This is a genomic window from Nocardioides convexus, from assembly GCF_011090295.1.
Map to the genome: position 1 here is coordinate 2,348,413 of NZ_JAAMYA010000001.1, position 17,220 is coordinate 2,365,632.

24 protein-coding genes and 9 pseudogenes are annotated in these 17,220 nt (G+C 69.0%); 2 read left to right on the plus strand and 31 right to left on the minus strand.

Translation table 11 applies throughout. From position 1 onward, the window contains the following. Positions 1–157: 157 nt before the first annotated feature. The 3 genes and pseudogenes from G5V59_RS17575 to G5V59_RS36975 all read right to left on the minus strand — a co-directional run. Positions 158–646: a hypothetical protein gene (locus G5V59_RS17575; protein ID WP_278257338.1), complete on the minus strand. Its 489-nt coding sequence runs from the start codon at positions 644–646 to the stop codon at positions 158–160. Positions 647–728: 82 nt separating this feature from the next. Then, complete coding sequence (locus G5V59_RS17580; protein ID WP_341351241.1) at positions 729–1,391, minus strand: FAD-dependent monooxygenase; 663 nt, start codon at positions 1,389–1,391, stop codon at positions 729–731. Between the two features lie 13 nt (positions 1,392–1,404). Then, a pseudogene (locus tag G5V59_RS36975) lies at positions 1,405–1,470 on the minus strand (hypothetical protein); the annotation flags it as partial. A gap of 50 nt (positions 1,471–1,520) precedes the next feature. On the opposite strand from G5V59_RS36975, the gene G5V59_RS17590 reads away from it, so the two are divergent. Then, positions 1,521–1,946, plus strand: a complete 426-nt coding sequence (locus G5V59_RS17590; RefSeq protein ID WP_278257339.1) for an HIT family protein — start codon at positions 1,521–1,523, stop codon at positions 1,944–1,946. Between the two features lie 135 nt (positions 1,947–2,081). After that, entirely contained in the window at positions 2,082–2,366 is a 285-nt protein-coding gene (locus G5V59_RS17595) for a hypothetical protein (RefSeq protein WP_278257340.1), read from the plus strand. Positions 2,367–2,635: 269 nt separating this feature from the next. Here the strand turns inward: G5V59_RS17595 and G5V59_RS17600 are convergent, their stop codons facing one another. The 28 genes and pseudogenes from G5V59_RS17600 to G5V59_RS17730 form a co-directional block, all read right to left on the minus strand. Then, a complete protein-coding gene (locus G5V59_RS17600; protein WP_278257341.1) occupies positions 2,636–3,391 on the minus strand; it encodes a hypothetical protein in 756 nt (251 codons plus the stop codon). Between the two features lie 132 nt (positions 3,392–3,523). Then, entirely contained in the window at positions 3,524–4,201 is a 678-nt protein-coding gene (locus G5V59_RS17605) for a hypothetical protein (RefSeq protein ID WP_341350969.1), read from the minus strand. 4 nt (positions 4,202–4,205) lie between these two features. Continuing rightward, complete coding sequence (locus tag G5V59_RS17610; RefSeq protein WP_278257342.1) at positions 4,206–4,676, minus strand: hypothetical protein; 471 nt, start codon at positions 4,674–4,676, stop codon at positions 4,206–4,208. Between the two features lie 226 nt (positions 4,677–4,902). Next, positions 4,903–5,091, minus strand: a pseudogene (locus tag G5V59_RS36980) (hypothetical protein); the annotation flags it as partial. Further along, positions 5,039–5,185: pseudogene (locus tag G5V59_RS36985) on the minus strand (hypothetical protein); the annotation flags it as partial. The pseudogenes G5V59_RS36980 and G5V59_RS36985, both read right to left, overlap by 53 nt. A 148-nt stretch (positions 5,186–5,333) precedes the next feature. Beyond that, positions 5,334–5,654 (minus strand): annotated as a pseudogene (locus tag G5V59_RS17625) (hypothetical protein); the annotation flags it as partial. Continuing rightward, positions 5,596–6,201: pseudogene (locus tag G5V59_RS17630) on the minus strand (DNA-directed RNA polymerase subunit beta'); the annotation flags it as partial. The pseudogenes G5V59_RS17625 and G5V59_RS17630, both read right to left, overlap by 59 nt. After that, positions 6,123–6,494 carry a hypothetical protein gene (locus G5V59_RS17635; RefSeq protein WP_341351242.1) on the minus strand — a complete coding sequence of 124 codons (372 nt, stop codon included), beginning with the start codon at positions 6,492–6,494 and terminating at the stop codon, positions 6,123–6,125. The gene G5V59_RS17635 and the pseudogene G5V59_RS17630, both read right to left, overlap by 79 nt. Positions 6,495–6,790: 296 nt before the next feature. Continuing rightward, positions 6,791–6,955: pseudogene (locus G5V59_RS36990) on the minus strand (hypothetical protein); the annotation flags it as partial. A 155-nt stretch (positions 6,956–7,110) separates the two neighbouring features. Beyond that, positions 7,111–7,356: pseudogene (locus G5V59_RS17640) on the minus strand (hypothetical protein); the annotation flags it as partial. 37 nt (positions 7,357–7,393) lie between these two features. Further along, positions 7,394–7,651 (minus strand): annotated as a pseudogene (locus tag G5V59_RS17645) (hypothetical protein); the annotation flags it as partial. Between the two features lie 28 nt (positions 7,652–7,679). Further along, entirely contained in the window at positions 7,680–7,823 is a 144-nt protein-coding gene (locus tag G5V59_RS17650) for a hypothetical protein (protein ID WP_278257344.1), read from the minus strand. A gap of 103 nt (positions 7,824–7,926) precedes the next feature. Next, positions 7,927–8,844: pseudogene (locus G5V59_RS17655) on the minus strand (DNA-directed RNA polymerase subunit beta); the annotation flags it as partial. Between the two features lie 105 nt (positions 8,845–8,949). Continuing rightward, positions 8,950–9,270, minus strand: a complete 321-nt coding sequence (locus G5V59_RS17660) for a hypothetical protein (RefSeq protein ID WP_278257345.1) — start codon at positions 9,268–9,270, stop codon at positions 8,950–8,952. 5 nt (positions 9,271–9,275) lie between these two features. After that, complete coding sequence (locus tag G5V59_RS17665) at positions 9,276–9,479, minus strand: hypothetical protein (protein ID WP_278257346.1); 204 nt, start codon at positions 9,477–9,479, stop codon at positions 9,276–9,278. Beyond that, positions 9,413–9,880, minus strand: coding sequence for a hypothetical protein (locus G5V59_RS17670; RefSeq protein ID WP_278257347.1), 468 nt, complete (start codon positions 9,878–9,880; stop codon positions 9,413–9,415). Before G5V59_RS17670 ends, G5V59_RS17665 begins: the two co-directional genes overlap by 67 nt. A 465-nt stretch (positions 9,881–10,345) precedes the next feature. Next, positions 10,346–10,675 carry a hypothetical protein gene (locus G5V59_RS17675; protein ID WP_278257348.1) on the minus strand — a complete coding sequence of 110 codons (330 nt, stop codon included), beginning with the start codon at positions 10,673–10,675 and terminating at the stop codon, positions 10,346–10,348. After that, a complete protein-coding gene (locus tag G5V59_RS17680) occupies positions 10,615–11,880 on the minus strand; it encodes a hypothetical protein (protein WP_278257349.1) in 1,266 nt (421 codons plus the stop codon). The genes G5V59_RS17675 and G5V59_RS17680 overlap by 61 nt, the downstream gene beginning before the upstream one ends. A gap of 102 nt (positions 11,881–11,982) precedes the next feature. Then, positions 11,983–12,315 (minus strand): hypothetical protein, encoded by a 333-nt coding sequence (locus tag G5V59_RS17685; RefSeq protein WP_278257350.1) that lies wholly within the window; start codon positions 12,313–12,315, stop codon positions 11,983–11,985. Next, the gene (locus G5V59_RS17690; protein WP_278257351.1) at positions 12,312–13,145 is read right to left on the minus strand and encodes a hypothetical protein; all 834 of its coding nucleotides are present in this window, start codon (positions 13,143–13,145) and stop codon (positions 12,312–12,314) included. Before G5V59_RS17690 ends, G5V59_RS17685 begins: the two co-directional genes overlap by 4 nt. Next, complete coding sequence (locus tag G5V59_RS17695) at positions 13,094–13,774, minus strand: hypothetical protein (RefSeq protein WP_278257352.1); 681 nt, start codon at positions 13,772–13,774, stop codon at positions 13,094–13,096. Before G5V59_RS17695 ends, G5V59_RS17690 begins: the two co-directional genes overlap by 52 nt. Positions 13,775–13,833: 59 nt before the next feature. Then, complete coding sequence (locus G5V59_RS17700; RefSeq protein ID WP_278257353.1) at positions 13,834–14,181, minus strand: hypothetical protein; 348 nt, start codon at positions 14,179–14,181, stop codon at positions 13,834–13,836. 16 nt (positions 14,182–14,197) lie between these two features. Further along, positions 14,198–14,428, minus strand: a complete 231-nt coding sequence (locus tag G5V59_RS17705) for a hypothetical protein (RefSeq protein WP_278257354.1) — start codon at positions 14,426–14,428, stop codon at positions 14,198–14,200. After that, on the minus strand, positions 14,394–14,633 hold the full coding sequence (locus tag G5V59_RS17710) for an MlaD family protein (RefSeq protein ID WP_341351243.1): 240 nt from the start codon (positions 14,631–14,633) through the stop codon (positions 14,394–14,396). Before G5V59_RS17710 ends, G5V59_RS17705 begins: the two co-directional genes overlap by 35 nt. A gap of 87 nt (positions 14,634–14,720) precedes the next feature. After that, on the minus strand, positions 14,721–15,836 hold the full coding sequence (locus G5V59_RS17715; protein WP_278257355.1) for an MlaD family protein: 1,116 nt from the start codon (positions 15,834–15,836) through the stop codon (positions 14,721–14,723). Positions 15,837–15,862: 26 nt separating this feature from the next. After that, entirely contained in the window at positions 15,863–16,369 is a 507-nt protein-coding gene (locus tag G5V59_RS17720) for an MCE family protein (RefSeq protein ID WP_341351244.1), read from the minus strand. 162 nt (positions 16,370–16,531) lie between these two features. Beyond that, complete coding sequence (locus tag G5V59_RS17725) at positions 16,532–16,834, minus strand: MlaD family protein (RefSeq protein ID WP_278257356.1); 303 nt, start codon at positions 16,832–16,834, stop codon at positions 16,532–16,534. Further along, the gene (locus G5V59_RS17730; protein WP_278257357.1) at positions 16,831–17,136 is read right to left on the minus strand and encodes a hypothetical protein; all 306 of its coding nucleotides are present in this window, start codon (positions 17,134–17,136) and stop codon (positions 16,831–16,833) included. The genes G5V59_RS17725 and G5V59_RS17730 overlap by 4 nt, the downstream gene beginning before the upstream one ends. Between the last annotated feature and the right edge of the window lie 84 nt (positions 17,137–17,220).

The window sequence follows — 17,220 nt, forward strand, 5'->3', positions numbered from 1 at the left end:
CGTTCGGAGAGCCGCGAGAGCAGGATCTCCTCGCCCCGGACGATGACGGCGTACGCCGCCAGCCGCTGCACCCGCTGCGCCATCACCGCCTCCTCGTTGACTTGGGGTTTCCCACCCGCGACTTGGGGTTTCCCACCCGCGACTTGGGACTTCGACCCTAGCGTCGTGTCGCTCGCGCACAACTCGGCGGTGGGAAGCCCCAAGTCGCGGGTGGGAAGTACCAACTCAGCCTGAAGGGCGGGCGGGCATCGCGCGCCAGGGAACGCCGCCCGGCCCAGCGCCACACCCGCGCCGCGCGGTCGCGGTCCTCGTCGGTGACCAGGTTGCCCATCCAGCGCAGCGCCAGGGTCATCAGCAGGTCCGAGCGCATCCCGACCGGGCCGAGCGCCGGCAGCAGGCGCGGCACCGTCACCAGGCCGGCGAGGCGCCGAGCGATGGAGAACGACTCGCCGTAGTGGGCGCGCAGGATGTCCGGCCAGACCACCGAGAGGTCCGCCCCGGGGGTCTCGGCGAAGAGCTCGGCGACCAGGCGGCCGGTCTCCAGGCCGTAGTCGATGCCCTCGCCGTTGAGCGGGTTCACGCAGGCCGCGGCATCGCCGATCAGGGCCCAGTTGCGCCCGGCGACGTTCGAGACGGCACCGCCCATGGGCAGCAGTGCGGAGGTCGGCATCCGCAGGCTCGTCGCCGAGCCCGAACTCCTCGCGCAGGCCATCGGCGTAGAGCCTTCATCAGCGGCTTGATCGCGACGTCCGTGGGCCGCTTCGCCGTGGCGAGCGTGCCCGCGCCGAGGTTGACCTCGCCGGACCCCGCGCCGAGCGGGAAGATCCAGCCGTAGCCGCTGAGGATCTCGTCCTGCCCGTCGCGCAGACTCCAGGTGCGAGCCTGATCCACGGGTCGTCGGCGCGGGTGGACTTCACGTAGCACCGGCCCGCCACGCCGTAGACGGTGTCGCGGTGCCACTCCCGTCCCAGCACCTTGCCCAGCGGGGAGCGGACGCCGTCGGCCACGACCAGGCGGCGGCACTCGACCTCGCGGCCGTCCTTGAAGACCACCGCGGAGACCCGGTCCCCGTCTCGTCGTACGTCGACCGCCCGGGCGCCGTCGAGCGGCACCGCCCCGGCGTCGACCGCCGTGGTGCGCAGGTGGTCGTCGAGCTCGGTGCGCGGGATGGCACTGCCCCACTCCGGCAGGTGCCCGCCCGGCCACGGCAGGTGCAGGGTCTGGCCGAAGCCGTGCGCGCGCAGGCCCTGGTTGACGGTGTGCGAGCGCACCCACTCGCGCAGGCCGAGCCGCTCCAGGCTCGCCGATCGCGCGCGGGGTGAGCCCGTCGCCACAGGTCTTGTCGCGCGGGAAGACGGCCGCGTCCGCGAGCACCACGTCGGCGCCCGCACGCGCGGCCCAGGCGGCCGCCGCGGACCCGGCGGGTCCGGCGCCGACGACGAGCACGTCGGTGCGGAGAGGAGCGTTCACCCGAAGATTCTCGCAGGCGGCCCTCCGGTGCTGCCGGTTAGCCTCGGTCCATGACCGATCCGTGCCTGTGCTGCGGCATCGTCGCCGGCGAGGTGCCGGCGACGAAGGTCGCCGAGACTGCTTCGACCTGCGCGTTCATGGACATCAACCCGGGCTCCGAGGGCCACCTGCTGGTGGTGCCGAGGACGCACAGCCGCGACCTGCTCGAGATCGCGCCCGACGACCTCGCCGCCGTCACGGTCGAGGCGCAGCGGATCGCGCGCGCCGTCGTACCGGCGCTGGGGGCCGACGGCGTCAACCTGCTCAACTGCTGCGGTGCGCAGGCCTGGCAGACGGTCTTCCACTTCCACCTCCACCTCATCCCCCGGTACGCCGACATGGGCCGCGACCGCCTCGCACTGCCCTTCGAGCCGGGGGTCCCCGGCGACCCGGAGGCGATCGCCGCCACCGGTGCCCGGATCGCGGCCGCGCTCTAAGCCTCCAGGCTCGGGCCGGTCGGTGATCAGCCCGACACCCACCGGCAGGCAGAGCCGGAAGTCCAGCAGGTCCGCCCCGAGCACCTCCCGGCTCAGCACGAGCGCGAGGTTGACCGGGAAGCGCTGCATGCCCTGGTGCACCTGCTGGCCGACCAGTCGCGCGCAGAGCACCAGGGCGCCGACGGTGAGGTCGACGGTGCCGTCCTCCGCGGTGGCGATCATGAAGTCCTCGACCCGGTCCACCGCGACGCCGGCGGCGAGCAGGCCCTCGCGCGTCGTACGGTGCCGGAGGGGCGCGGTGAGCACGGCCAGGCAGTAGTCCGGCCGGTCCGGCCCGGGGATCATCCGGCGCAGCCGGGCCGCGACGGGCAGCCTGCGCGGCGAGGTCCGCGGGGCCGACGTCGAGCGCGTCGATGGTGAAGGTGGCCACGACCCCACCTCAGCACGACTCGCAAAGCGGGACCGCCCGCCCCTGCCGTAGCAGGAGCGGGCGGTAGCGGTGTCACGTGCCGGGTGAGGCAGGGACGCCGAACGACGGAGCGGAGTGAGCGAGGCACGAGCGACCGGAGCGGAGGAAGCGGCGTTCCTGCGCTCCGGCCGTCTTGCCGCCGGTGGAACCTGAGCTCCACCGGACTCGACCGCGTGGCCGGCAGCGTGGCGACGAGGTCGACACGCTCGGCCCATCCACCTCAGTTCTGGTAGGAACCGAAGTCGAAGTCGTCCAGGGCGACGGCCCGGCCGCCGGCGTTGCCGAACTCGTAGTCGTAGGACTCGTAGCCCGTGACGGCGTACGCCGCGGCGCGCGCCTCCTCGGTCGGCTCCACCCGGATGTTGCGGTAGCGCTCCAGGCCGGTGCCGGCCGGGATCAGCTTGCCGATGATCACGTTCTCCTTCAGGCCACGCAGGCTGTCGGAGCGACCGTTGATCGCGGCGTCGGTGAGCACGCGGGTGGTCTCCTGGAAGGAGGCCGCCGAGAGCCACGACTCGGTCGCGAGCGAGGCCTTGGTGATGCCCATGAGCTCGGGACGACCCGAGGCCGGCTTGCCGCCCTCGGAGACCACGCGACGGTTCTCCTCCTCGAACTTGACCCGGTCCACCAGGTCGGAGGGCAGCAGGTTGGTCTCGCCCGACTCGAGCACCGTGATCCGGCGCAGCATCTGCCGCACGATGATCTCGATGTGCTTGTCGTGGATCGACACACCCTGGCTGCGGTAGACCTCCTGGACCTCGTCGACGAGGTGCTGCTGCGTCCGGCGGACACCGAGGATGCGGAGCACCTCCTTGGGGTCCGGCGTGCCCTTGGTCAGCATCTGGCCGACCTCGATGTGCTGGCCGTCCTGCACCAGCAGCGCCGAGCGACGCGACACGACGTACTCGATGACCTCGGAGCCGTCGTCCGGGGTGACCAGGACCTTGCGGGCCTTGTCGGTCTCCTCGATCTCCACGCGGCCGGCGGCCTCGGAGATCGGCGAGACACCCTTGGGGGTACGCGCCTCGAAGAGCCTCGACCACGCGGGGCAGACCCTGCGTGATGTCGTCCGCGGAGGCCACACCACCGGTGTGGAAGGTACGCATCGTCAGCCGCGTGCCGGGCTCACCGATCGACTGGGCGGCGATGATGCCGACCGCCTCGCCGATGTCGACGAGCCTTGCCGGTGGCCAGCGAGCGGCCGTAGCACTTCGCGCACGTGCCGGTCTTGGCGTCGCAGGTCAGGACCGAGCGGACCGTGACCTCCTCGATGCCGGCCTCGATGAGACTCGGCGATCTTGACGTCGCCGAGGTCCTCACCGGCGCCGGCGAGAACCTCACCGGTCGTCGGGTGCGTGATCTCCTTGGCCGCCGTCCGGGCGTACGCCGCGGTCTCGGCGTTGTCGTCCTTGACGACCACGCCGTCCTCACCACGGACGCCGATCACCTTGGGCAGACCGCGCTCGGTGCCGCAGTCGTCCTCGCGGATGATGACGTCCTGCGAGACGTCCACCAGACGACGGGTCAGGTAGCCCGAGTCGGCGGTCCGCAGCGCGGTGTCGGCCAGACCCTTGCGAGCACCGTGCGTGGAGATGAAGTACTCCAGGACGGACAGGCCCTCGCGGAAGTTGGCCTTGATCGGGCGCGGGATGATCTCGCCCTTCGGGTTCGCCACCAGACCACGCATGGCGCCGACCTGGCGGATCTGGTTGAAGTTACCGGAGGCGCCCGAGTAGACCTGCATGTAGATCGGGTTCGACGGCTGGGCCTTGAAGGCCTCCTCCATCGCGTCACCGACCCGCTTGCCGGCCTCGGTCCAGATCTCGATGAGGCTCCTGGCGGCGCTCGTCGTCGGTCACCAGACCACGCTCGAACTGCTTCTGGATCTTGGCGGCCTTCTCCTCGAAGCCCGACAGGATCTCGACCTTGTTGTCCGGGGTCACCACGTCGTCGATCGACACGGTGACACCCGAGCGGGTCGCCCAGTGGAAGCCGGTGTCCTTCAGCGCGTCCAGGGACGCCGCGACCTCGACCTTGCCGTAGCGCTCGGCGAGGTCGTTGACGATCGCGCCGAGGCGCTTCTTGCCGACCTCCTCGTTGACGTACGGGTAGTCGGCCGGGAGCGCGTCGTTGAAGAGCGTGCGGCCCAGCGTGGTCTCCAGCAGCACCGTCTCGCCCGGCTCCACACCGTCGACGACGGCGTCGTCGAGGCGGATCCGGACCCGGTTCTGCAGGCTGATCTCGTTGCGGTCGTAGGCCATGATCGCCTCGGCCGGCGAGGAGAACGAGCGCAGACTCGTTCTTCTCGTCCGCGCCGACGCGGGCCTCGCCGCGCTCGGTGGTCAGGAAGAACAGGCCGATGATCATGTCCTGGGTCGGCATGGTCACCGGACGGCCGTCCGAGGGCTTGAGGATGTTGTTGGTCGACAGCATCAGGATCCGGGCCTCGGCCTGCGCCTCCGCGGACAGCGGCAGGTGCACGGCCATCTGGTCACCGTCGAAGTCCGCGTTGAACGCGGTGCACACGAGCGGGTGGATCTGGATGGCCTTGCCCTCGATCAGCCTGCGGCTCGAAGGCCTGGATGCCGAGGCGGTGCAGGGTGGGCGCACGGTTGAGCAGCACGGGGTGCTCGGTGATGACCTCTTCGAGGACGTCCCACACGACCGGGCGGCCACGCTCGACCATCCGCTTGGCGGACTTGATGTTCTGCGCGTGCGAGAGGTCCACGAGCCGCTTCATCACGAAGGGCTTGAAGAGCTCCAGCGCCATCTGCTTGGGCAGACCGCACTGGTGCAGCCTTGAGTCGCGGACCCGACACGATGACCGAACGGCCCGAGTAGTCCACGCGCTTGCCGAGCAGGTTCTGGCGGAAGCGACCCTGCTTGCCCTTGAGCATGTCGGAGAGCGACTTGAGCGGGCGGTTGCCCGGACCGGTCACCGGACGGCCACGGCGGCCGTTGTCGAACAGCGAGTCGACGGCCTCCTGCAGCATCCGCTTCTCGTTGTTGACGATGATCTCCGGCGCGCCGAGGTCGAGCAGCCGCTTGAGGCGGTTGTTCCGGTTGATGACGCGGCGGTACAGGTCGTTGAGGTCGGAGGTCGCGAAGCGGCCACCGTCGAGCCTGCACCATCGGGCGCAGGTCCGGCGGGATGACCGGGACGGCGTCCAGGACCATGCCCTCCGGCTTGTTGCCCGTCTTGCGGAAGGCCTCGACGACCTTGAGCCGCTTGAGGGCACGGACCTTGCGCTGGCCCTTGCCGGTCGCGATGGTCTCGCGCAGGCTCTCCACCTCGGCGTCGAGGTCGAAGGACTGCAGGCGCTTCTGGATCGCCGTGGCGCCCATGTGGCCCTCGAAGTACTTGCCGAACCAGTTCTTCATCTCGCGGTAGAGCACCTCGTCACCCATGAGGTCCTGCACCTTGAGGCTCTTGAACGTGTCCCACACCTCGTCGAGGCGGTCCAGGCTCGCGCTGGGCACGGTCGCGCAGGCTGCTTGAGCTCGCGCTCGGCACCGTCGCGCACCTTGCGGCGCTGGTCGGCCTTGGCCCCCTCGGCCTCCAGGGCCGCGAGGTCCTCCTCGAGCTTCTTGGTGCGGTCCTCGAGGCCGGCGTCGCGCCGCTTCTCGATGGACTGGCGCTGCAGGCTGGATCTTGCCCTCGAGGTCGGAGAGGTCGCGGTGACGCGCGTCCTCGTCGACCGAGGTGATCATGTACGCCGCGAAGTAGATGACCTTCTCCAGGTCCTTCGGCGCCAGGTCGAGCAGGTAGCCCAGACGGCTCGGCACACCCTTGAAGTACCAGATGTGCGTGACCGGGGCGGCCGACCGATGTGGCCCATCCGCTCACGGCGGACCTTGGAGCGGGTCACCTCGACGCCGCAGCGCTCGCAGATGATGCCCTTGAAGCGCACGCGCTTGTACTTGCCGCAGTAGCACTCCCAGTCCCGGGTGGGACCGAAGATCTTCTCGCAGAAGAGGCCGTCACGCTCGGGCTTGAGCGTGCGGTAGTTGATGGTCTCCGGCTTCTTGACCTCGCCGTGGCTCCACGTGCGGATGTCGTCCGCGGTGGCCAGGCCGATCTGAAGTTTGGTCGAAGAAGTTCACGTCGAGCACGATGGCTGCTGTCCTTCGTTAGTTCTTGAAAAGTGAAGTAGGTGGGGTGGAGGCGTGGCGCGCCCGCAGGCGCGCCACGCGGCTCACACCTCTTCGACCGAGCCTGGGCTCGCGACGGGACAGGTCGATGCCGAGGCTCCTCGGCGGCGCGGAAGACGTCCTCCTCCGCGTCGCGCATCTCGATGGCCGTGCCGTCCTGGGACAGCACCTCCACGTTGAGGCACAGCGACTGCATCTCCTTGACGAGGACCTTGAACGACTCCGGGATGCCCGAGTCGGGGATGTTCTCGCCCTTCACGATCGCCTCGTAGACCTTGACGCGACCAGGCACGTCGTCGGACTTGATGGTGAGCAGGCTCCTGGAGGGCGTAGGCGGCGCCGTACGCCTCCATGGCCCACACCTCCATCTCGCCGAACCGCTGGCCACCGAACTGGGCCTTACCGCCCAGGGGCTGCTGCGTGATCATCGAGTAGGGGCCGGTCGAGCGCGCGTGGATCTTGTCGTCGACCAGGTGGTGGAGCCTTGAGGATGTACATGTAGCCGACCGAGACCGGGTCCTTGAACGGCTCGCCGGAGCGACCGTCGAACAGGCTGGCCTTGCCGTCCTCCTTGATCATCCGCACACCGTCGCGGGTGGGCAGCGTGGCGCCGAGGAGGCCGATGATCTCGTCCTCGCGGGCACCGTCGAAGACGGGCGTGGCGACCTTGGTGTTCGCCTCGGCCTTGTCGACGCCGATCGAGATCAGCCGCTGCTTCCAGTCGGAGTTCTCCGGGTCGCCGGACAGGTTGATGTCCCAGCCCTGCTTGCCGAGCCAGCCCAGGTGCAGGCTCGAGGATCTGGCCGATGTTCATCCGTCGCGGCACACCCAGCGGGTTGAGCACGACGTCGACCGGGGTGCCGTCCTCCATGAACGGCATGTCCTCGACGGGCAGGATCTTGGCGATGACGCCCTTGTTGCCGTGACGGCCGGCGAGCTTTGTCACCGACGGAGATCTTCCGCTTCTGCGCGACGTAGACGCGCACGAGCCTGGTTGACGCCCGGCGGCAGACTCGTCGCCCTCCTCGCGGTCGAAGACCCGGACGCCGATGACCGTGCCGGTCTCGCCGTGCGGGACCTTCATCGAGGTGTCGCGGACCTCGCGCGCCTTCTCACCGAAGATCGCGCGGAGCAGCCGCTCCTCCGGGGTCAGGCTCGGTCTCGCCCTTGGGCGTGACCTTGCCGACGAGCAGGTCGCCGTCGCGGACCTCGGCACCGATGCGGATGATGCCGCGCTCGTCGAGGTCGGCCAGCATCTCCTCGGAGACGTTCGGGATGTCCCGGGTGATCTCCTCCGGACCCAGGCTTGGTGTCGCGGGCGTCGACCTCGTGCTCCTCGATGTGGATCGAGGTGAGGACGTCCTCCTGCACCAGGCGCTGGCTGAGGATGATCGCGTCCTCGTAGTTGTGGCCCTCCCACGGCATGAACGCCACGAGCAGGTTGGTGCCCAGCGCCATCTCCGCGTTGTCGGTGCACGGACCGTCGGCGATCGGCGAGCCGACCTCGACCCGGTCCCCCGCCTCGACCAGCGGGCGCTGGTTGATGCAGGTGCCCTGGTTGGAGCGCTTGAACTTCGCCAGGCGGTAGGAGGAGTACGTGCCGTCGTCGTTCATGGTCTCGACCAGGTCGGCCGAGACCGACTTGACGACACCGGCCGCCGTGGCGGTGACGACGTCACCGGCGTCGACCGCGGCACGGAACTCGATGCCGGTGCCGACGATCGGGCTGTCGCTGCGGATGAGCGGCACGGCCTGACGCTGCATGTTGGCGCCCATGAGCGCGCGGTTGGCGTCGTCGTGCTCGAGGAACGGGATCAGGGCCGTCGCGACCGACACCATCTGGCGCGGCGAGACGTCCATGTAGTCGACCTCGTCGCCCGGGATCTCGGAGACCTCGCCCTGGCGCAGGCGCACGAGCACGCGGTCCTCGGCGAACTTGCCGTTCTTGTCGAGGGCGGCGTTGGCCTGCGCGATGACGTAACGGTCCTCGTCGTCGGCGGTGAGGTAGTCGATCTTGTCGGTGACCTTGCCGTTCTCGACCTTGCGGTACGGCGTCTCGACGAAGCCGAACGGGTTGATCCGGCCGTAGGAGGCGAGCGAGCCGATCAGACCGATGTTCGGGCCTTCCGGCGTCTCGATCGGGCACATCCGGCCGTAGTGCGACGGGTGGACGTCGCGGACCTCCATGCCGGCGCGGTCGCGGGACAGACCACCGGGGCCGAGCGCGGAGAGGCGACGCTTGTGCGTCAGGCCCGCGATCGGGTTGGTCTGGTCCATGAACTGCGAGAGCCTGCGAGGTGCCGAAGAACTCCTTGAGCGCAGCGACGACCGGGCGGATGTTGATCAGCGACTGCGGCGTGATCGCCTCGACGTCCTGGGTCGTCATCCGCTCGCGGACCACGCGCTCCATCCGGGCCAGGCCCGTGCGGAGCCTGGTTCTGGATGAGCTCGCCGACCGTGCGCATGCGCCGGTTGCCGAAGTGGTCGATGTCGTCCGGGCTGATCTCGATCTCGCCCTGGGCGCTCTCGAGCCTGGGTCCGGCCGTCGTGCAGCGCGACGATGTAGCGGATGGTCGCGACCATGTCCGAGATCGTCATCGTCTGCTGGTCGAACGCCTGGTCCTGGCCGAGCTTCTTGTTGATCTTGTAGCGGCCGACCTTGGCGAGGTCGTAGCGCTTGGGGTTGAAGTAGTAGTTCCTCAACAGCGTCAGCGCGGCCTCACGCGTCGGCGGCTCGCCCGGGCGCAGCCTTGCGGTAGATGTCGAGCAGCGCGTCGTCGGGACCGGAGGTGTTGTCCTTCTCCTCGGTCAGCCTGGATCGACTCGAACTGGCGCAGGTCGGCCATCACGGCGTCGTAGTCGTACTCCTCGCCGGTGTCCTCGGCGATGGCCTGGAGGGCCTTGAGCAGCACGGTGACGTTCTGCTTGCGCTTGCGGTCGAGGCGGACGCCGACCATGTCGCGCTTGTCGATCTCGAACTCGAGCCAGGCGCCGCGGCTCGGGATGAGACTTGGCGGTGAAGATGTCCTTGTCGGACGTCTTGTCGGCGGTGCGCTCGAAGTAGACGCCCGGCGAGCGGACGAGCCTGCGAGACGACGACGCGCTCGGTGCCGTTGATGACGAAGGTGCCCTTGGGCGTCATGAGCGGGAAGTCGCCCATGAAGACCGTCTGGCCCTTGATCTCACCGGTCTCGTTGTTGGTGAACTCGGCGGAGACGTAGAGCGGGGCGGAGTAGGTGAGGTCCTTCTCCTTGCACTCGTCCACGGTGTACTTCGGGTCGTAGAAGACCGGGTTCTCGAACGAGAGGGACATGGTCTCGGAGAAGTCCTCGATCGGGGAGATCTCCTCGAAGATCTCCTCCAGACCGGACTTGAACGTCGCGTCGATGCCCGAGGCGATCCGGGCCTCGATCCGTGCCTTGTGGGCCTCGTTGCCGATCAGCCAGTCGAAGTCTGTCTGTCTGGAGCGAGAGGAGCCTGCGGCAGTGCCAGCGGCTCAGAGATCTTCGCGAAAGAAATGCGGGACTTACCGGGGGTGGTGCGCGCGGCCAAGAGTTGTCCTTCGACGGGTTCGACTCTTTCGAGAGCGCCCTGTCCACCACGTCAACGGCCACCGGGCAGGCCGAAGCGCATCTGAGGGCAGGCGCAAAGAGCCACGATACACGACATCCGCGCGCCGGACAACGCCGGCTGCGCACGAATCTCGCAGTCGTGATCCAGGCTCGACCTGCTGCCCTCGAACCGGTGCGCCGATCATGCTCGGCGAGGCCCCCCGAGGTCAAGCGACCCCGCCGGGGAAGATCAGGCTCTGGCAGCCGTTGTCCACGCACAGGTCCGAGACCAGCCAGCCGTCCTCGCTGCCCGCCTTGCGCACCAGGTCGAGCGAGACCCACATCTGCAGCGGCGTCTGCTGGGTGCCGCGCTTCGTGCTCTCCTGGACCAGGAAGACCAGGACGGTGGCGTTCTTGCCGTCCTTGCTGATCCGGGTCAACGCAGCGGCCTGGGCCTTCGCCCGGACCACGACCTGCTGGGCGACGGCGTCCTTGGTCAGGGTGGGCCACAGGCTGGCCTGCTTGGCGCCGAGTCCGGGGCCGAGGTACTGCTGCACCCGGTCGAGGTCGGCGGCCATCGTCTGGTAGGCTGTAGGAGAACACCGGCGCGACCAGGCGCTCCGCGGCCCCCTCGGCCGAGATCGAGGACTTCTCGAAGGAGGCATTGGCCTCGGCGATCTTCTTCGGCGAGTCTGTCGGAGAACAGGCTTTGCCGCCCGGCTGCAGGAGCAGGAAGACAGCCACCGCCAGGGCGACCACGGCCGCGGCACCGACCGCACCGAGCACCCAGCCCGCGGGGCCGGTGGACGGCGTCCGCGGCTCCTCGGCGGCGGGGCCGGAGGTCTCCACGGGCGCGGCGTCGCCCTGCTCGGACACCGGCTTCGCGGCGGCCCGGACCGGGGCCGGCGCCGGAGCGGCGGCCTCCCGCTCGGCGGCCAGGCTCGGCGTCGTACGCCGCCCGCTTGTCGTCGTCGAGCAGCACGCCGGCCGCGTCGCTGTAGGCCCGGAACCGGCGGTCGGTCGGGTCGAGGTCGGCGACCGCGGACTTCCACGCGGCGCGGATCTCCTCGGAGGTGGCCGACTCCTCGACGTCGAGGATGTCGTAGAGGTTGGCGCTCACGGCGTGGGGCTCCCCTGGCTCGGGCTCCCCGACGGCGAGGGCGTGGACGAGGCGCCCGACGACGGCGTCGGGGCGCCCGGGAGGGCGTCCTGGGCCGAGGAGCCTGCCGAGCGAGGGCAGGCCGTCGTCGAGGTCGTCGAGGTCGTCGACCAGCCAGGAGCCGTCGACCTTGACCAGCGAGATCTCGTAGCGGAAGCGCTGCGGGGCGAAGTCGATCCGCTCCTTCGGGTCGTCCGGGCTGGGGTACGACGAGTCGACCGTCGTGCCGATGAGGACGGTCGCGGAGTCGTGGTCGATCTGCGAGATGCCGGTGCCGAGAACGTTGGCGACCCGGGCGATCCCGGTCTCGGAGACGGTCTTCTCGGCGAGCACGACGTTCTGGTCGAAGACGGTGCGGAACTTGGCGGTCATCAGGGTGCCGACCTCGGCGTACTTGGGCATCTTGCCCTGCTGGTCGAGCAGGTCGGGACCGTAGGTGTTGAAGCGGGTGGCGAAGGTGTCGGCCGCGGCCAGCACCTGCTCGCGGTCCTTGGAGACGCTGACCGGCGGCTTGCGCACCGAGTCGATCTTGCCGCCCAGGCCAGAACCCGTGCCGTTGCCGAAGACGATGATCGCCGACACGACGAGGCCCGCCACGAGCACGCCGGCCAGCAGGGCGAGCAGCGCCCAGCGCGCCTTCGCGGAGCCTGCGGGCCGTGCTGTCCTCCTGCTCGGGCTGCTCGGGCTGCTCGGGCGTCTCCGTCGTCACCGGCGGTCGAGCGTCGGTTGGAGGTACAGCCACTTCCACGAGTCCTCTCCGAGCGTCGTCGGCGCCACGTTACCCCGGCCGCTCGAACCGCCCGAGGGGATGTCCCAGGTGATCGTGTCGGTGGCCTTGTCGTAGTGCGCCGCGATGTCGTACTTCGTGGCACCGGGCGCCGGGCGCTGCAGGTTCTGCAGACCGCGCGGGTTCACGTCCGGGTTCTTGTCGGTGCAGCCGACGTTGGGCATCGGCAGGTCGTCCTTGCGCTCGGTCTCCGGGTTGCGCCGCGACTTGGTGTAGCCCTCGTAGCAGGGCTGCGACAGGTTGAGGATCAACCCGAAGTGCGCGTCCCAGGCTGCCCTCGGAGTTCTTGCCGACGACGACCTGGCCCGCGCCGACGGCGTACGGGTAGACCACGAGGAGCCTGCTTGATCCCGGCGAGGTGGCGCACCACGACCCGGCCGGTGGTGACCAGGTTGGAGAGCAGGTCGCTGAGAACCGACGCCGTTCTGCTCCAGGAAGGTGCGCAGGCTGGGTGGCCGCGACCGAGCCGGAGTCGATCACCTTGCGCAGCGCCGGGTCCGCGCCGGCGAGCGCGGTGCTGAACGAGGACAGGCTGGCTGGCGAAGGTGCGCAGCGAAGCTCTGCGTGGCGAGCCTGGCCCTGCAGGACCGTGTTGCCGTCGCGGATCAGCGCGGTGGTGAGGTCGAAGTTGTCGTTGGCCGTCTCGATGAAGGAGTTGCCGGTGTCGATGATCTTCTGCAGGTCCGGGCCGGTGCCCTCGAAGGCCTTGCCGAGGCTCCTCGATCGTGGTCCGCAGGGAGTCGCGGTCGACGCTGGAGACCGTGGCCGACAGGTCGCCGAGCAGGCTTCTCGGTGGCGATCGGGGTCGCGACGTCGTCGATCTCGGAGCCCTCGACGAGGTAGGGGCCCTTGTCGGTCTGCGGCTGCAGGCTCGACGTACTGCTCGCCGACCGCGGAGCGGTTGCCGACCAGGGCGATGGTGTCGCGCGGGATCTTGTCCCACTTGTTCTCGATGTCGAGGTGGACGTCGACGCCCTTGTCGGTGAGGACGAGACTCGCCGACCGAGCCGATGCCGACGCCGCGGTAGGTCACCTCCGCGCCGGTGAAGATGCCGCCGGAGTCGGGGTAGTGCGCGACCACGGTGTAGTCGCCGTCGACGACGAGCCGGTCGAGGTGGGCGTAGCGGGCGCCGACGTAAACTCACGCCGAGCAGGGTGATCAGCGCGAAGATGAACAAGCTGGATGCGGGTACGACGAGTGATCACCGGGACACGCTCCTTGCCGGGGACTTCGCCACGATGGCCGCGGAGTAGAGGTCGACCAGGTCGGTGTCGTAGGTCTCGTCGAACTCGCGCCACATCGAGTTGACCTGGTCCTCGGCCCCCGGCGCCGGCCGGTTGAGACCGCCGCCGCCCAGCACGCTGCCGAGCAGGTCGTTGATCGGGTTGCCCCCGGCGCTGGACTGGGCACCCTTGGCGCCGCGAGCCCCCGTGAGGTTCGGCAGGCCGCCGCAGAGCAGCCTTGACCGCCGCGCAGACGTTGTCGAAGAGGAACTTCGGCGAGCTGGCGCACGCGGCGAGGTCGGGCGGCGTGCGCAGACAGGTCTGCAGGGTCGCCGTGACACCCGCGCACAGCGTCTTGAGGTCCACCAGGCTGGTCGAGCGGGAGATCCGGCAGCCTGGTTGATCGGGATGCAGGCGACGTCCGGCAGCCGCAGGTTGCCGAGGTCGAGCCTGCAGGTCGATCGAGAGGTTGACGTAGTCGCCCATGTGCAGGTTCTTCGCCGTCTGCGGGTTGCGGCCGACCGCCTCGTCGATGAACGGGTAGGTCAGGAAGGTGCTGAACCCCTTGGTGAAGTTGTCCCCGGCCTTCGCGAGTCTGGGTCAGGATCGGGTCCAGCGACTTGAGGGTGCTGACCGTCGAGGCCTGGGTGGTCCGGATGACCCGGACGCCCACGTTGCTGAGCTTGGTCAGCCCGTCGAGCATCCGCACCAGGTCGCCGCGCTGGCGGTCCAGCGAGTCGAGGGCGCTCGGCAGGCTCGTCGAGCGCGCGGTCGATGCTGTCCTGGTGCTGGCGGGCGGTGACGGCGAGCCGGTTGACCGACTCGATCGCCGAGACGATGTCCGCCTTGCGCTCGTCGAGGCTACCCACCAGGGTGCGGACCTGGGTGAGCACGGACTTCGCCGAGTCCTCACGGCCGTCGAGGGCCTTGTTGAGTCTCGGTGGAGATGGTCTTGGCCTGGGCGATGCCGCCACCGTTGAGGACCAGGCTCAGCGCGCCGAGCACGTCCTCGACCTCGGGGTTGCGGCCGCCGTTCTTGATCACGTCGCCGTCGGAGAGCCGGCCCTGGCCGCCGTTGGTGGGCGCCGCCAGCGACACGAACTTCTCACCGAGCAGGCTGGTCTGGCGGATCGAGGCCACCGGCTGGTCGGGCAGGTTGACGTCCTTGCGGAGCCTTGAGGGTCACCACGGCCTTGTCGCCGTCGAGCTCCACGTCGCTCACCTGGCCGACGGTGACGTCGTTGACCTTGACCGAGGACTTGGGCACCAGGTCGAGCACGTCGTCGAACTGGACCTTGACGGAGATCGGGTCCGACCCGGTGTCCGCGCCACCGGGCAGCGGCAGACTTGTAGACGTCGAAGTCGCAGCCGGAGAGCGTCAGCATGCCGGCGAGCAGCGCGACGGCCACCCGGGCCCGTGCACCGAAGCGTCTCATCGCTCCACCTCCACGAGTCCGTTGAGCGTCGGGTCGTAGGGCTGGGAGAAGGCCGAGCCGATCCCGAAGGGGGCACCCCGCGGCAGGATCTTGCGGATCAGGTTGCACAGGTCGCCCTTGGCGTCGGCCGGCGCCACCAGCAGGCACACCACCGAGGACGGCTTGGACGTCGACTCGTGCAGGATGTTGCCGATGTTGGCGTTGGTGTCGAGCGTGGCGTCCTTGGGGTTGTAGGTGTGGTAGAGGTTCGTCAGCGCCAGCGGACCGGCGTCGAGGATCTCGTCCAGTGCCCCGCGCTGGCGGACCAGCACCTTGGCGACCCGGTTGACGTCCTTGATGTTGCGCCCGAGCACCGCGCGGTTGGTCTTGACGAAGGTCGCGACCTCGTCGAGCGCCGTACCGAGGTTCGTCAGGGCGGTGGTCAGGCTCCTGGCGCTCGTCGTTGAGCAGCGTCGAGACATTGCCCAGCGAGCGGTTGAAGCCGCGCACCGTGTCGTCGTTGTCGGCGAGGGTCTTGATGAAGCCCTCGAGTCTGCTTGGCCGAGTCGAACAGGTCGTCCTTGTTGTTGTCCAAGGTCTCGCTGAGCCTTGCCGAAGTCCTTGATGGTCTGGTGGAACTGCTCACCCTGACCACCGAAGTTCTTCGCGGTCTGCTCCAGCAGGTCGGTCAGCGCGCCCTGGCGGTTGGCTCCCTCGGGGCCGAGCGCGACCGTGAGCCTTGTCGATGCTGGAGTAGATCTCGTCGAGCCTCGAGCGGGATGCCGGTCTTCTCCGCCTTGATGACGGTGTTGTCGGCCATCACCTTGTCGCCGTCCTCGAAGGCCGGTGACAGGCTGGACGTAGCGGTCGCCCACGACCGACGGCGAGACGATGACCGCCTCGGCGTCCTGCGGGACGTCGACGTCCTTGTCGTAGGTCATCACGACCTTGACCTGGGTGCCCTCGGGCACCACCTCCTCGACCCGGCCCACGGCCACGCCGAGCACCCGGACGTCACTGCCCTCGTAGACCGACACGGCCCGCGGGAAGTAGGCCGTCACGGTCTTGCGGTCGCTCTCACCGCCGAGCATCCACACCACCCCGGCGAGGAGGAGCAGGAGGACGACGGCCACGGGCAGCCAACGGCGCAGGTCACTCATCACTGGCCTCCCAGACGCGGTGCCGGCGGCAGGTTGAACAGGTAGGTGTCGAACCACGGGCCGGTGCCGAGGGTGCTCGCGAACACGCGGTAGAAGGGCGCCATCGTCGCGATCGACTGCTCCAGGTTGTTCTCGTTCTTCTTGATCACCTGCAGCACCGAGTCCAGGTGGTCCAGCGCCGGCTTGAGGTCGGCCCTGCTGTCCCGGATCAGGCCGGTGAGCTTCTGGCTCAGCGTGGTGGTCGAGACCAGCAGGTTGTGGATCTGCGCCTTGCGCTGAACCAGCGCCTGGAACAGCGTGTCCGCGTCACCCATCAGCGCCACGATGTCCTGGTCGCGGGAGTCGAGCACCGTCGAGACCCGGTTGAGGTTCTTGAGCAGCGAGTTGATCTGGGTGTCCCGCGAGGCGATCACCTTCGACAGGGCCGAGACGCCGGAGAGGGCGGAGCGGAACTCCTCGGGGGTGTTGCGGGTCAGGTCGGCCAGGGTCGTCAGCGACGCGGCCAGCCTGGTCGGTGTCGATGTCGGCCGACGTCTCGGCCAGTCCGCTGAACGCCTCCACCACGTCGTACGGCGAGGTGGTGCGGTCGGTCGGGATGGTCCCGCCCTCGGCCATCTCGCCCTCGCCGCCCGGGGTGACCGCGAGGAACATCGAGCCGAGGATGGTCTTCACCTTGATGTCGGCGGCGGTCTTGTCGCCGAGCTCTCTGGTCGGTCTTGAGCCTTGAAGCCGACCTTGACCGAGTTGCCGTCGAGCTCCATCGAGGTGACCTGACCGACGCGGACGCCGGCGATGCGGACCTCGTCCTTGACCTTGAGGCCACCGGCCTCGGTGAAGGAGGCGTAGTACGTGTCGCCACCACCGACCAGCGGCAGGTCCTGGGCGCGCATGGCGGCCACCACCATGAGAACCAGGGTGGCGATGCTCACCGCGCCGATGACGACCGGGTTGCGCTCGCGGAAGGGCTTCACCGCTCCCCCACCTCCTCAGCGAGGTTGCAGCGCTGGGTGCCGACCGGGATGTTCGGCTTGAGGATCGGCGTCGACTGGCCGGGGACCTTGACCGTGAGCCTGGAAGTGGCAGAGGTAGAAGTTGAACCACGAGCCGTACGTCGCCGTCCGGCCGATCTTGCGCAGACTTGATCGGCAGCACCTGCATCGCGCGGTCGATCTCCTTGCGGTTGCGGTCCAGCGTGGTCGCCACCGTGCGCAGGCTCCTTGATGTCCTTGACGAACGGGTCCTTGATGTCGGTCACCAGGGCCGCGGTCTGCACGGACAGAGCGGAGATCGAGTCCAGCGAGGACAGGATCGCCTCACGGTCGTCGTTGAGGCCGCCGACCAGCTTTGCGGAAGTCTG

Excerpts from the sequence above, each read along its gene's own strand:
- G5V59_RS17575 (WP_278257338.1), bottom strand. The coding sequence starts at position 646 with ATGGGCGGTGCCGTCTCGAACGTCGCCGGGCGCAACTGGGCCCTGATC.
- G5V59_RS17670 (WP_278257347.1), bottom strand. The coding sequence starts at position 9,880 with ATGTCCCTCTCGTTCGAGAACCCGGTCTTCTACGACCCGAAGTACACC.
- G5V59_RS17590 (WP_278257339.1), top strand. The coding sequence starts at position 1,521 with ATGACCGATCCGTGCCTGTGCTGCGGCATCGTCGCCGGCGAGGTGCCG.
- G5V59_RS17650 (WP_278257344.1), bottom strand. The coding sequence starts at position 7,823 with ATGCTGGCCGACCTCGACGAGCGCGGCATCATCCGCATCGGTGCCGAG.
- G5V59_RS17610 (WP_278257342.1), bottom strand. The coding sequence starts at position 4,676 with ATGGCCTACGACCGCAACGAGATCAGCCTGCAGAACCGGGTCCGGATC.
- G5V59_RS17605 (WP_341350969.1), bottom strand. The coding sequence starts at position 4,201 with ATGGAGGAGGCCTTCAAGGCCCAGCCGTCGAACCCGATCTACATGCAG.
- G5V59_RS17695 (WP_278257352.1), bottom strand. The coding sequence starts at position 13,774 with ATGGGCGACTACGTCAACCTCTCGATCGACCTGCAGGCTCGACCTCGG.